Raw genomic sequence first — 14,042 nt, forward strand, 5'->3', positions numbered from 1 at the left:
TGATTACACAGGCACCAACTGATCCAGCAGATGCAAATACGAAGGTTACTGCTAATGATGCTAATAGCAACTATGGTGATCAAATTGCAGAAGGATTCTTTACTGCTAAATATGGAAACAAAGTTAAAGACGCTGGTCTAACAAATTCAGACTTTAGCTTTACAGACCAAAATGGTAAGGCAATTACTGGTATTCCAACGAATGTTGGTGACTATGTCATTAGCATTAATGCGGCAGGGCAACAAAAGATCAAGAATGCTAATCCAGGTTATATCTTCAGTGCAGATGACTTTATTGCTGGAACTTATACTATTTCAGCGAAAGACACTACCCCTGGTGATGCTGATACCACAGTTAAGGTTAATGATGCTTCTTCATCTTATGGAGACAGTGCACCTAAGTTTAATATTACGGTTGGTTCAGATCTCAAGAACCCTGGTAATTCGACTAATAATGACTTTGTCTTTATCAATAAAGCAACTGGTGAAGTAGTCAAAGGTGTTCCATCAGATGTTGGTGACTATCAAATTAGTTTGAACGACAGTGGTAAAGCTAAAGTTGCTGCGGCTAATCCAAATTACAAATTTAATGACGACAGCTTTATAAGCGGAACTTACACAATCAACGATGTTGTGACTCATAGTGAAGTTACTGTGAACCGAACAGTACATTATACTGGTGCTGGCAAGAGAACGCCTGGCAATATAATCCAGACAATTACCTATGATGTAGCTACCAGCAAAGCAACTGGCGAGTCTGTTTACACACCACAAGGATCTTATGCAGCTGTTAAGACACCAACAATTGCTGGTTTTACAAACAGTGGTAATGTTAGTGGTGTCACACCTGTAACTTCAACTACCAAGCCAATTGACTCAACTGTGACAGTTACTTACACACCGATTAATGATATTGCGTACAGTGAAATTACTATTACCCGAACGGTTCATTATGAAGGTGCTGGAAGTCAAACGCCAAAGGATGTTGTGGAGAAGGTTGTTTATAAAGTAGTTACAAATAAGACAACTGGTGAGGTTTCATATACACCACAAGGAGTTTATGACGCGGTTAGCACACCAACTTTGACTGGTTATACCAACAGTGGTGATGTGTCAGAGCTGATTCCAACGGCGACAATGAGTAAGCCAGAGAATAGCTTAGTAGTTGTTCAATACAAGAAGACCGGTGAAGGGGGTAATCCTTCTAATCCAGGAAATGGTGGAAACAACCCAGGTAACCCATCGAACCCTGGAAACGGTGGAAATAATAATCCTGGTAATCCTTCTAACCCAGGTAATGGTGGTAATAACCATAAACCATCTAATCCGGGTAATAGTGGAATCACACCTGGAACAGGTTCTAATTCTGGTACTGGCAATTCAAACGGTTCTGGAAACGAAACAGTTCAAAACAATGTTAAGAATTCTACAGGTTCAAAGGTAAAACTAGAAGCTTTGCAGAATTCGAATGTTAAAGGTGAGGCAAAGAAGAACGTTACAGCGAATAAAGCTGGAACGTTGCCACAAACTGATGAACAACATGAAAATGTGGCTTCATTAATTGGAATGGTACTCTTAGGCGGATCCATGGCATTATTTGGAATTAAACGTCGGAAACATGATGATGAATAAAAAATTGTAAAATAAATTTTTGTAGGTGCGGTCAGAAATGACAGCATCTATTTTTTTGCCATTTAGCAATTACTTGCGGTAGAGATTTTTTTAAAACAGAGCATTAATTTATGGCAATCAGTACATTTTCTTAATTTTTGCCAGCGGTTACGTATGCTATAATATGCAGAGTTAGCACTGTCATTTTTTTACAATCAAGGTGGGTTCTCTTTAATGAAGAAGTTTAAAAATTTAGATTATTTTATTTTAGTTCCGTACATCATCTTATGCGTATTTGGAATTATCATGGTGTACTCTTCAAGTGCTGATTACTATATTATTAATGGTATTCGAGCGACAAGTTATTTATTTCGCCAGATGGCTTATGTCATGGTGGGCCTGTTAATAGCTGGAATTGTGTTTAGCCTAAAACTAAGTAAGTTACGAAGTTCGACGTTTCTTAAGATATTTGCGGGAGTCATGATCTTTTCGTTTATATATTTGATCTTTTTTGGGACCGAGATCAATGGTGCCAAAGGTTGGATTGAGTTTGGGCCGATTAACATCCAACCGGCCGAAGTTTCAAAGCTATTTTTAACGTTATATTTGGCCGATATGCTGTCTAAACATAATGACCGGCTAACCGAAGATCCAAAAAAATATTACCGAGCACCTTTGCTTATGGTTCTAATTTTTGTTGGGGCCATTTTCATGCAACACGATTTGGGTGGCGCAACGATTAACTTTGCGATTGCCTTAATTATTTTCTTTGCGAGTGGGATTGATTATCGGAAGGGAATTGGTGCAATTTTGATCGGGGTTTCCGGGTTCATGTTTGTGATTTTACCGTTGTTGTCACGAATTAATGTGAATACCAAAAACTATATGCTTCAACGGATTGTTGGATTTGCCCATCCTTTTGAACTAGCTAAAGGGGCCGGAAATCAACTGGTCAATTCGTACTATGCGATCGGTAACGGTGGTGTTTTTGGCGTTGGCCTTGGTAACAGTATTCAAAAAAAAGGATATCTACCAGAAGCTAATACTGATTTTATTATGGCAGTTGTGTCCGAAGAGCTGGGGTTGGTTACGGTAAGTTTGATCTTAATCCTATTACTAGTGATTGTTGGTCGGACAATTTGGTTAGGTATTCATGCACAAAAGATGTATGAAACACTTGTTTGTTATGGAATTGCGACCTATTTAACCGTTCAGACATTCTTTAATATTGGTGGTGTTACTGGAATTCTGCCAATTACCGGAGTTACATTTCCGTTCATCAGTTATGGTGGTTCAAGTATGTTAGTACTGTCGGTGGCGATGGGCATTATCTTAAATGTTAGTGCTAATGTCCAAAAAGAACGGGCAGCAACTTTACAATTAATTAAAGACAATTAATTTGGAGGGGTATTCATGAAAAAAGTTTTAGTAGCTAACCGGGGTGAAATTGCCACCCGAATTTTTCGAGCTTGTAAGGAATTGTCACTGAAGACGGTCGCAATTTTTGCTAAGGAAGATGAGCTTTCTGTCCATCGATTTAAAGCAGATGAAGCCTACCTTGTCGGTGCAGGTAAAAAGCCTGTTGAAGCTTATTTAGATATTGAAGATATTATTCGAATTGCTAAAGAAAACAATGTGGACGCCATTCATCCTGGCTATGGATTCTTGTCAGAGAATGAAGAATTTGCGCGTCGCTGTGAAGAAGAAGGATTAACTTTCATTGGGCCAAAAGTGGCTCATTTACATATGTTTGGCGATAAATTAGAGGCAAAAGCAGTTGCTGAAAAAGCTGGAATCACCACGATTCCGGGAACAAAAGATCCTGTAACAAGTTTTGCGCAGGTAAAGGCTTTTGCTGACAAACATGGCTATCCTATTATGCTGAAAGCCGCATTAGGTGGTGGCGGTCGGGGCATGCGAATTGTGCACAAGGCTTCCGAGCTTAAAGAAAGCTATGAACGGGCTAAAAGTGAAGCCATGCAGTCATTTGGTAGCGATGAAATGTATTTAGAGAAGTATTTACAATCACCAAAACACATTGAAGTACAGATCTTAGCTGATCAATTCGGCAACGTTTTACATTTGTTTGAACGAGACTGTTCCGTGCAACGTCGGAACCAAAAGGTCGTGGAAATTGCACCTAGTGTGACACTCCCGTTAGCTTTACGTAAACGCATTTGTGATGCTGCGGTTCGTTTGATGCAATCAGTTCATTACGTGAATGCGGCGACGGTTGAATTTTTAGTAGAAAAGGATCAGTTTTACTTTGTGGAGGTCAATCCGCGGGTTCAAGTAGAACATACCGTTACGGAATTGATTACCGATCGAGACATTGTGCAGTCCCAAATTTTGATTGCCCAGGGTAAAAATCTGTTTACCGATCTTCATTTTCCACAACAAAAGGATTTAACCTATCAAGGGGCGGCCATTCAATGTCGAATCACAACTGAAGATCCGACCAAAAAATTTATGCCTGATACGGGAACAATTGAAACTTATCGTTCTCCAGGTGGAAACGGGGTACGGCTAGATGTTGGAAACGCCTATAGTGGCGCGGTGATTACGCCATTTTTTGATTCCTTATTGGTAAAAGTTTGTGTCCATGATAGTAATTTTAAAGATACAGCCCAAAAAATGTTGCGGGTGTTGAACGAGTTTATGATTAGCGGTGTTCACACCAACATTGGTTTCTTGAAAAATGTTATTGCTCATCCTGTTTTTCAGTCAGGTGAGGCAACAACCACCTTTATTGACGAAAATCCATCACTTTTTGATGTGCCTAGTGATGCAAATCCGACCAATAAATTACTTACATACATCAGTAATATAACGGTGAATGGAACGGACGGGATCCCACAACATGAAAAGAAGTATTATCCAGAAGCCATAGAAAAACTTCAGTTAGAACCTCAGAAAGTGGAAACTAGCAAAGACATTTTGGATGCTCAGGGCGTGAGTGGCTTACAAACTTGGATTGCCAAGCAAGATCAGTTGTTGCTCACAGATACGACGCTCCGTGATGCACATCAAAGTTTGTTTGCAACCCGCATGCGAACCCATGATATGTTACCAATTGCTAATCAGATTGACCGTGGAATTCCCCAATTGTTTTCTGCTGAAGCATGGGGTGGGGCGACGTTTGACGTGGCCTACAGATTTTTACATGAAGATCCGTGGGTGCGGCTTCGTGAATTAAGAAAACGGATGCCTCACACTATGTTGCAGATGCTCTTTCGGGGCAGTAACGCCGTAGGGTATCAGAATTATCCGGATAACGTTATTCAGGAATTTATTAAGTTAGCAGCTAAAAATGGGATTGATGTTTTTCGGATTTTTGACAGTTTAAATTGGGTTCCTCAGTTGGAAACCAGTATTCAAGCTGTGCGTGACACTGGCAAAGTAGCTGAGGCCACCATGTGTTATACCGGTGATATTTTAGACAGCCATCAAAAAACGTACACTTTGAAGTACTATACCGATTTAGCAAAGGAATTAGAGCAGGCTGGTGCTCAAATTCTTGCCATCAAAGATATGGCAGGAGTTTTAAAACCTGAAGCGGCTTATCAATTAATCAGTACATTAAAAGAAAAGCTCATGATTCCAATTCATTTGCATACTCACGATACAACCGGCAACGGGATCGCCACTTATTTAAGTGCTGCTAAAGCAGGAGTCGATATTGTGGACGTGGCTGCAAGCAGTATGTCAGGAACAACCAGTCAACCTAGCATGAGTAGTTTGTATTACGCGATGGCTGGGACAAAACGCCAACCCACAATCAACAGCAAAAATGTAGAAGAAATTAATCGTTACTGGAAAGGCATCCGACCATTTTACCAAGATTTTGAAAATGGCATGACGGGATCCCAAACGGATATTTATCAAACCCAAATGCCAGGAGGCCAATACTCTAATCTCCAGCAACAGGCTCAAGCTCTTGGCCTAAAGGGTCGTTTTGAAGATGTCAAACACGCTTACCGGCAAGTTAACCAACTATTTGGCGACATCATCAAAGTGACACCAAGTTCCAAAGTGGTTGGCGACATGGCTTTGTTCATGGTTGAAAATAAGTTGACTCCAGATGCAGTTTTGAAGCAAGGGGATCATCTTGATTTTCCTCAATCTGTAGTTGATTTCTTTGCGGGCAACCTTGGGCAACCAGTAAATGGCTTTCCCAAGCAATTGCAAAAATTGGTTTTGAAGAATCATCCTGCAATTACCGTTCGGCCGGGCAGTTTGGCTAAACCAGTTGATTTCGATGCCTTTAAGAAAGATCTAGATAAAAAATTAAAACGTGATACTGCTCCAGAAGAAGTAATTAGTGCCATTCTTTACCCTAAGGTGTTCGAGGACTTCGATAAATTCGAAAAAACCTCAGGACCGGTAACTAAATTGGATACGGCAACCTTTTTCCAAGGCATTCGTCGTGGTGAGACAGTTGATGTGGAAATTCGCCACGGGGTTCATTTAATTATTAAATTGGATCAGCTTGGTGAGGTTGATGAACAGGGACGCCGAACCTTGTATTTTGAAGTAAATGGACGCAAACAAGATATTATTGTTCGTGATTTGAGCGTGCATGATCCGGTAATGAGTAAACGCAAAGCCGAACCCACAAACGCAAATGAGATTGGTGCGACAATGAGTGGATCAGTCTTGAATGTAAGTGTGGCGGCTGGTGATAAAATTAGTAAGGGTACCAATTTATTGGTTACTGAGGCTATGAAAATGGAGACGACGATTCAAGCACCGTTTGACTGTGTTATCAAGCATGTCTATGTGGCTGCTGGAGACGTTGTCGATACCAATGACTTATTAATTGAGATTGCCCCACAAAAATTGTAGCTTAGGAGGCCATTTGATGGAATTCAAACTTCAACCACGAGAAAGCATTATCGTGAACTTAGGCAATATGCGCCAAGTAAAACAGTTAAAGAAATTTGGAATTGTATATTATGTATCAAAAAGCATGAAGTATGCCGTGTTATACACAGACAAGGATAAAGCTGAACAAGCGTGCACAGCGATTGGCAAGCTTTCCAGTGTAAAACAAGCGGAAATTTCACCACGGGCAGAATTAAGAACGAATTATGATGATGATGAAAGTACCGATTATAAAAGAACGAATGAAGATTAGGTGAGATAAATGCGAGTTGTATCTGGAGATTTTGGGGGGCGGCGGTTAAAGGCAGTCCCAGGAGTAAAAACCCGTCCGACTACGGATAAAGTTAAGGAATCCATTTTTAACATGATTGGTCCTTATTTTGATGGTGGGGCCTCTTTGGATCTTTTTGCGGGGAGTGGTGGTTTGAGTATTGAAGCCGTTTCTCGGGGAATTAATCAAGCGGTGTTAGTTGATAAGCAACGGCAGGCCATTCAAACAATTGAGCAAAATGTGATGGTGACGAAGGCTGAAAATCAATTTAAAATTATCCGGCAAGATGCCAAAATTGCCCTAAATATCTTGGCAGATCAGGGAAAACGGTTTGACCTAGTATTTTTAGATCCGCCTTATAAGTTACAAAAAATCACGCAAAACATGGCGAAAATGGTGAATTTAAACTTGTTAAATGCCGGGGCCATTATTGTTTGTGAAACAGATCAATTTGCAAAATTGCCAGAGACACTTCCTAACTTTACCCTGTGGAAGCGTCAAGACTATGGCATTACGGAGATTAGTATTTATCAATTCGATGAAACAGGTGATTAAATGAGAATTGCAGTTTTTCCTGGGAGTTTTGATCCTCTAACAAATGGTCATCTTGACATCATCAAACGTGGCAGTTATCTGTTTGATGAACTAGTAGTAGCTGTGGGTGTTAATACGACGAAGACTGCTTTGTTCAGTACCGAAGAAAAAGTTCATTTGATTGAAGAAGCAGTTTCACCGTTAAAAAATGTGCGGGTGGTCACGACGCAAGGACTGACGGTTGATTTGTTTAAAAAATTAGGCGCCACGACGCTTATTCGGGGATTACGCGATGAAGCCGATTATCGTTATGAACGCCAAATTGCTGAAATGAATCATCAGCTAGATTCTCAAGTAGAAACGATTTTCTTGATGGCCCGGCCTCAAGATACGTATGTGGCTTCAAGTATCATTAAAGAGATTGCCAAAATGGGCGGCGATATTTCGCAGTTTGTGCCTAAAAATGTGAGTGAGCCATTAAAGGCTAAATTCAAGTAGGGATGATGTCATTTGCAGAAAATACGCAAATTTTTTAAAAAAGCTTGGCCTTTCCTAGTTGGAATCGTCGTTTTATTGATCCTTTTGTTTTTACCCTTGCCTTTCTATGTTGAAGGACCGGGAACGGCCGATCAATTAAGTCCTTATGTGCGAGTCAATCATCAAAAAGATACTAAAAAAGGCAGCTTTCGGATGACGACTGTTTCAATGGCACAAGGAACGCCAGCGCTCTATGTTTATGCGAAACTGATGCCTGATTATGAAGTAGACTCTGCTAGTGAAGTAACGGGAAATCAAGATAATGCGACATACAATAAAGTGCAGACGTTTTATATGAAGAGTGCGGTTAACCAGGCAATTTATGTGGCTTATAAAAAAGCAAATAAAGCGGTTAAAGTGCATTTTAAAGGGATTTATGTGCTTGAGGTTGAAAAAAATTCTCAGTTTAAAAAAGCGTTAAAAGTCGGTGACACGATCACAAAAGTAAATGGTCAACGTTTGATTAGCGCTGAAGATGCCATGAAGAAAATTAGTAGCCAAAAGGTTGGAAGCAAGTTAACAATCACTTACCAGCATAATGGAAAAACTAAGACAACTTCTGGAAAGTTGATTAGGCTATCAACTGGTAAACCGGGAATCGGGATTGGGCTGACTGATAATAACAAGGTCACAACAAAAATTCCCGTTTCCATTAACTCACATGGCGTTGAAGGTCCATCTGCTGGTCTAATGTTTACCCTGCAAATCTATAGTCAACTAACGCAAGAAAATTTGCGTAAGGGCCGCAACATTGCTGGTACCGGGACAATTGCTACAGATGGAATGGTTGGCGAAATTGGTGGCATTGATAAAAAGATTGTGGCTGCAAAAAAGGCCGGAGCAACGATTTTCTTTGCTCCTTATATCAAACCAACAAAACTGATTGAAAAATATGAGCCAGATCATCTGACCAATTATCAATTAGCGAAGAAAACTGCCAAAAGAGTGGCACCAAATTTAAAAGTGGTGCCGGTTCAGAATTTCTCAGATGCTGTTAAGTATTTGCAAACACATAACTAAATAAGGTTACTAAGAGATATTTTTAAAAATTATCAATAAAACGATAATGAATTAAAAAATATCTCTTTTTTTGTCGTATCTTTCTAAAGAGGAGGGATGGTTACCATGATTGAAGAAATTTGGGAAAATTATAAAAAATATATCATTATTGGTGCGGGCGTTTTCGTGATTGCAATCGGTGCATTTATTTTGTTGGGGAAAAGATCAGCACCAGCTAGTTCGAATGCAATGGCAGTTAGTGGCAGTCAAGGATCTGTTAGTGATCAGAGCATCTTTTCGAATGCTAGTAGCAGTTCAGAAACTGGAACAACAACGGCGGTGAGCAGCACAACTAGTAGTCCCTCTGGTAGTCAAGTGATATATGTGGATGTAAAGGGGGCAGTTAAGCATCCGGGAATTTTTAAAGTAAAAACATCGATGCGTGTGGATGATGCCATTAATCTGGCTGGGGGAATGGAGAGAACAGCGGATCGAAAACACATTAATTTAGCCCAACGATTGACCGATCAGCAGGTAATCTATGTGCCCATTCGTGGTGAAATTAAAGGTGCACCAACTGGCACGATTGATGCAGAAGTTGAGACAGAAAGTCCCAGTGATTCGACTAGTGGTGCTACAAATGGTGGAAGTAGTGCCGCTAGTGCATCAACTTCTGGGAGCGGCAATGAATCTGGCGGTGGCACAGTTAACTTGAACAGTGCCACTAAGGAACAGTTACAATCGTTAACGGGAATTGGTGAAAAGAAAGCAGAACAAATTATTCAGTATCGAGAAGCACACGGTAAATTTAAAGGTGTTGAAGAATTAAAAGAAGTGCAAGGCATTGGTGATAAAATATTTGAGACGTTAAAGTCGCAATTGAGTGTGTAGGGTATAATGGGGATTGTTTGATACTTTAGCTTAAAAAGGGAGGAAATCATTATGAGTGATAAAAGAATTCCATGGGATCAATATTTTATGACCCAGGCTGCTTTGTTGTCGTTAAGAAGTACCTGTAATCGGCTTTCTGTAGGGGCAACGATTGTGCGGGATAAACGTATCATTGCTGGAGGTTACAATGGTTCGGTTGCTGGTGATACGCATTGCATTGATGAAGGCTGCTATTTGGTTGATGGTCATTGTGTTCGAACCATCCATGCCGAAATGAATGCCATTTTGCAGTGTGCAAAATTTGGAGCAGCCACTGAAGGTGCCGAAATTTATGTCACTGATTTTCCTTGTCTACAGTGTACAAAAATGATTTTGCAAGCAGGAATTAAGAAAATCCATTATTTACGTAATTACCATAATGATCCCTATGCCATGAGCCTTTTAAAACGTATGCACATTGAAGTTCAACACGTTAAATTTACTGATGAAGAAATTGCCGCAATTTCAATGGAAAAGGTTCTAAATCAAGACTGATCAAGAACCATTTCCATGGATTTTTATTGCTGTTTTAGCAATCTTTCTCGATGCCATAATTACGATTCATCTATGGTTCTTTTTAATATTTCTAAGTTATTGGTTTTTCCGAATTTTTTGTTTACACAGCAAAAAAATCATGATTTATGCTAGTTTTGCGGGAATTGTCATGGGGCTATTATTTATTAATCATAGTCGAAATTTAACTAGACAAGCTTTGTCTGAACAAGCCGACTGGCAAGGAATCGTTGTCGTTCAGCCGGATGAAATCAAGTGTCAGGGTGATTATTTCCAATTTACTGGCGTTGACATGAATAAGCATCGTTTACAGGTTTCTGGATATTTAAAATCAAAAGAAGAAAAAAATCAACTTGAAAGAATTGATCGTCCTGTCCAATTGACCGTTCATGGGCAACTACAAACAATTGATCAGCCAGGAAATTTGAATCAATTTAATTACCGAAGCTACTGTTTTTCAAAAGGAATCACTAATTTATTAGGTAAAACGACCATTTCGAGCCGACAACGGGTGAAGAGCTCTAATCCATTAAATTGGCTAGTAAGTTGGTTGCATATTTGGCGTAATAATATGCGTAAGTACTGCCAACGGCTACCTAAATTAATGCAAACCTATGCGTTAAGTCTCTTAATTGGTTTTAAGGATGACGAGTTTTCAGAAGAAATGGAGGGAGTCACAACCCTCGGACTTCTGCACTTGTTTAGTTTATCAGGTCTCCATGTATTTTATTTTTGTTGGCTATTAAAAAGTTTTTTCTTACGTCTTCGGGTGACAAAAGAAACGACGAATCTCTTGCTGCTGATCCTGTTACCGGCATTTCTAATTATTGGTGGTGGATCAGGTAGTTTGTTTCGTTCAATTATGATGGCAGAATTGGGGATGCTTGGCACCAAGCTTGGCAGACAACGCATTCAGCTGAATGTATGGAGTGTGACGCTGTTAATTAATCTTATCTTTGATCCGTATGTAATCTTAAGTATGGGTGGACAGCTGAGTTATCTTTTATCGTTTTTACTTATTTTTATTGGCAATTATTCAGCTTTTAAACGAGCCTGGGGTTTAAACATTGTCAGTTTGCCCATTATTTTATTTCATACGTATCAATGGCATGTATTAACTTCATTTGCCAATTTTCTAATTATTCCAATCTTTTCAAATTTTGTCATGCCACTTGTAATTTTAAGTTCGGCAACGTACTGGATCATGCCCCAGTTGACTGATTTTCTTAATCCATTGTTAAAACTATTTCATTCTTTTGTTACCTTGCTAAGTCAGATACCTGGTCAAATAATTTTTGGAAAACTTTCTCTGGAGTTTACGGCCATTTTATTACTTGTTTCATTAGGATGGATTGCTTTTCCGCGGTTTAAAAAGTGTTTTGTTTTTGCTTTAGCGAGTTGCTATCTGGGAGGATTTATCTGGATTCATTTTCCCTTACATGGCGAGGTTACGTTTGTGGACGTTGGTCAAGGTGATAGTATTTTGATTCGAACGCCGTTTAATCGATCAGTTACGGTCATTGATACTGGCGGAAAGGTTGGGTTCTTAAAGCCAAATTGGGCACAACGATCACCAAAAAAACATATTCCACCAGTTTTGAATTATTTACATAGTTTGGGGATAGCCAAAGTTGATACGCTTTGTTTGTCTCACCAGGACGCTGATCATATCGGGGATGCTGGTGTGTTACTTTCAAAAATGAAAGTTAGGCAAGTGGTAATCCCAAACGGAATGGAAAATTCGCGCGGATTTCAATCAAAAGTTCAGGCATTTTTGAAAAACGCTAAGTTGTATCCAGTTTTAGCCGGACAAAAAATTAATGATTTACCCTTAGAAATTGTGCATCCATTTTTACCTGGGAAAGGTGAAAACCATGATTCTCTAACCTTATATGGAAAACTTGGTTCGGATACTTTTATTTTTAGTGGTGATTTAGATCAAGCTGGTGAAAAAGACATTATCGCTACTTATCCTAATTTACAGGCAACAATTGCTAAATTAGGGCATCACGGAAGTAAAACTGCCTCTGCAGAAGACTATTTGAAGCAAATTCATGTTAAAATTGGAGTTATCTCAGCGGGCAAAAATAATCATTATGGTCATCCTAATCCGGAGACTTTGACAACTTTGAAAAAATTGAACATTCAATCTTTGTCAACGATTGAAGCGGGAATGATCACTTATCGATTCACGACCCATGGGTTTACAAATTGGCGTTTTGTACGGAGGAATTATGAAAAAGATCCAATACAATGAACTTTTAAAAAGATTAGCGGCACACAAGATTGATCCGATCTATCTCATCCTTGGTAAGGAGAGTTATTTGGAACAGCAAATTCAAGAAGCCTTTCAGATGCTTGTCCCTGAAGAAGAGCGTGAGATGAATATTGGTAATTATGATATGGAAGTGACTCCGCTAGGGGCTGTTTTGAATGATGCCACATCTGCCCCTTTTTTTGGAGAACGACGGGTTATTTTTGTTAGAAATCCTTATTTTTTAACAGGAGAACGTCATAAAGGTGGACCAAATCATGATATCGATGGCTTACAAACTTATTTAGATCATCCAGTGGAAACTTCTGTTTTAGTTTTCCTTGCGAATTATGAAAAGCTGGATGGGCGAAAGAAAATTGTAAAAACGCTAAATAAGCAAGCTTTGACCACTCAAATTGGTAATTTAAATCAAGGTCAAGTTAGTCAGTTAATTACGACACGTCTGGCAGAAAAGCAATACACAATTTCTTCGGAAGCCATGAATCAATTGTTATTTCGAACGGATTCCGATTTGAGTACAATGATGAATGAGTTGCCTAAATTGATGTTATATAATGTAAAGGAACGTAAAATTACGGTCGAATCAGTTAATGCGCTAGTTTCGAAGAGCTTAGATCAAAATGTTTTCGATTTGAGTAATGCAGTTTTACAAAAGAATTCAAAACAAGCGATTGATATTTATCAGAGCTTAATTACGCAGCAAGAGCAGCCTTTACGAATTAATGCAGTTTTAGTTAGCCAATTTCGACTATTGTTACAGGTTAAAATTTTACAAAACCAGGGATCTTCACAAGGGGATATTGCTGGAACGTTGAAAGTTCATCCATATCGAGTTAAGTTGGCTATGCAAACTAGCCGTCGCTTTTCAATGAAGGACTTAACGATGGGGTACACGGGACTAGTGGATCTTGATTTGCAGTTAAAGTCTACTCAAAAAGATCCAGAATTACTTTTTGAACTGTTTTTACTTCAGTTTATTGATCAAAAAATCGCATAAAAAATAGGTATTATAAAAGCCCAGAGATATTTTATCTCTGGGCTTTTATAAATTTCATAAATTATTTAGCAAGTTGTTTTGTTAAACGTGATTTTGTACGTGCAGCTTTGTTAGTTTTGATTAAACCTTTTGTTTTGGCTTGGTCAATTTTGCTAATTGCTGACAGGTATAAATCTTGTTTATTATCAGAGCCATTTACAGCAGCTGCTTCAAACTTCTTAACAGCTGATCGTAAATTACTTACTTGGCCCTGGTTACGTAAAGCTGCTTTTTCGTTAGTCTTTACACGCTTCATTGCGGATTTAATAACTGGCATTTGATTCACCTCCACTAATCTGAAATTAATACTACAACAAGTGTTATTATACAGAAGACATCAATTTAATGCAATAACAAATCGTCAAGTAATATTACTTGATAGCTAAATCTGTGAATTTTTATTGGTGATTTTTGGTCCTGAATTAAGGTTAGTGTAAGGTTTTCCTAGATGGT

12 protein-coding genes are annotated in these 14,042 nt (G+C 39.0%); 11 read left to right on the plus strand and 1 reads right to left on the minus strand.

From position 1 onward, the window contains the following. The 11 genes from IV84_RS10890 to holA form a co-directional block, all read left to right on the plus strand. The coding region (locus IV84_RS10890) for an MBG domain-containing protein (RefSeq protein WP_155515907.1) at positions 1-1,631 on the plus strand (1,631 nt) is incomplete at its 5' end. A 213-nt stretch (positions 1,632-1,844) separates the two neighbouring features. Further along, complete coding sequence (locus tag IV84_RS06770; protein ID WP_046872191.1) at positions 1,845-3,008, plus strand: FtsW/RodA/SpoVE family cell cycle protein; 1,164 nt, start codon at positions 1,845-1,847, stop codon at positions 3,006-3,008. A gap of 15 nt (positions 3,009-3,023) precedes the next feature. Continuing rightward, entirely contained in the window at positions 3,024-6,455 is a 3,432-nt protein-coding gene (locus IV84_RS06775; protein WP_056986298.1) for a pyruvate carboxylase, read from the plus strand. Positions 6,456-6,471: 16 nt separating this feature from the next. After that, complete coding sequence (locus IV84_RS06780; RefSeq protein ID WP_046872193.1) at positions 6,472-6,747, plus strand: DUF2129 domain-containing protein; 276 nt, start codon at positions 6,472-6,474, stop codon at positions 6,745-6,747. A 9-nt stretch (positions 6,748-6,756) separates the two neighbouring features. Continuing rightward, on the plus strand, positions 6,757-7,320 hold the full coding sequence (gene rsmD, locus IV84_RS06785; protein WP_056986299.1) for a 16S rRNA (guanine(966)-N(2))-methyltransferase RsmD: 564 nt from the start codon (positions 6,757-6,759) through the stop codon (positions 7,318-7,320). Next, positions 7,321-7,797, plus strand: a complete 477-nt coding sequence (gene coaD, locus IV84_RS06790; RefSeq protein WP_046872194.1) for a pantetheine-phosphate adenylyltransferase — start codon at positions 7,321-7,323, stop codon at positions 7,795-7,797. Positions 7,798-7,809: 12 nt separating this feature from the next. Further along, positions 7,810-8,856, plus strand: coding sequence for a SepM family pheromone-processing serine protease (locus tag IV84_RS06795; RefSeq protein WP_046872195.1), 1,047 nt, complete (start codon positions 7,810-7,812; stop codon positions 8,854-8,856). Between the two features lie 105 nt (positions 8,857-8,961). Continuing rightward, positions 8,962-9,726, plus strand: coding sequence for a helix-hairpin-helix domain-containing protein (locus IV84_RS06800; RefSeq protein WP_046872196.1), 765 nt, complete (start codon positions 8,962-8,964; stop codon positions 9,724-9,726). Positions 9,727-9,777: 51 nt separating this feature from the next. Continuing rightward, complete coding sequence (locus tag IV84_RS06805) at positions 9,778-10,260, plus strand: ComE operon protein 2 (RefSeq protein WP_046872197.1); 483 nt, start codon at positions 9,778-9,780, stop codon at positions 10,258-10,260. A 64-nt stretch (positions 10,261-10,324) separates the two neighbouring features. Continuing rightward, the gene (locus IV84_RS06810) at positions 10,325-12,535 is read left to right on the plus strand and encodes a DNA internalization-related competence protein ComEC/Rec2 (protein WP_257722340.1); all 2,211 of its coding nucleotides are present in this window, start codon (positions 10,325-10,327) and stop codon (positions 12,533-12,535) included. Beyond that, on the plus strand, positions 12,513-13,550 hold the full coding sequence (gene holA / locus IV84_RS06815; RefSeq protein WP_100077775.1) for a DNA polymerase III subunit delta: 1,038 nt from the start codon (positions 12,513-12,515) through the stop codon (positions 13,548-13,550). Before IV84_RS06810 ends, holA begins: the two co-directional genes overlap by 23 nt. A 61-nt stretch (positions 13,551-13,611) precedes the next feature. Here the strand turns inward: holA and rpsT are convergent, their stop codons facing one another. Further along, positions 13,612-13,866, minus strand: a complete 255-nt coding sequence (gene rpsT / locus IV84_RS06820) for a 30S ribosomal protein S20 (RefSeq protein ID WP_046872198.1) — start codon at positions 13,864-13,866, stop codon at positions 13,612-13,614. Between the last annotated feature and the right edge of the window lie 176 nt (positions 13,867-14,042).

This window comes from Pediococcus damnosus (assembly GCF_001437255.1).
Taxonomy (GTDB): Bacteria; Bacillota; Bacilli; order Lactobacillales; family Lactobacillaceae; genus Pediococcus; species Pediococcus damnosus.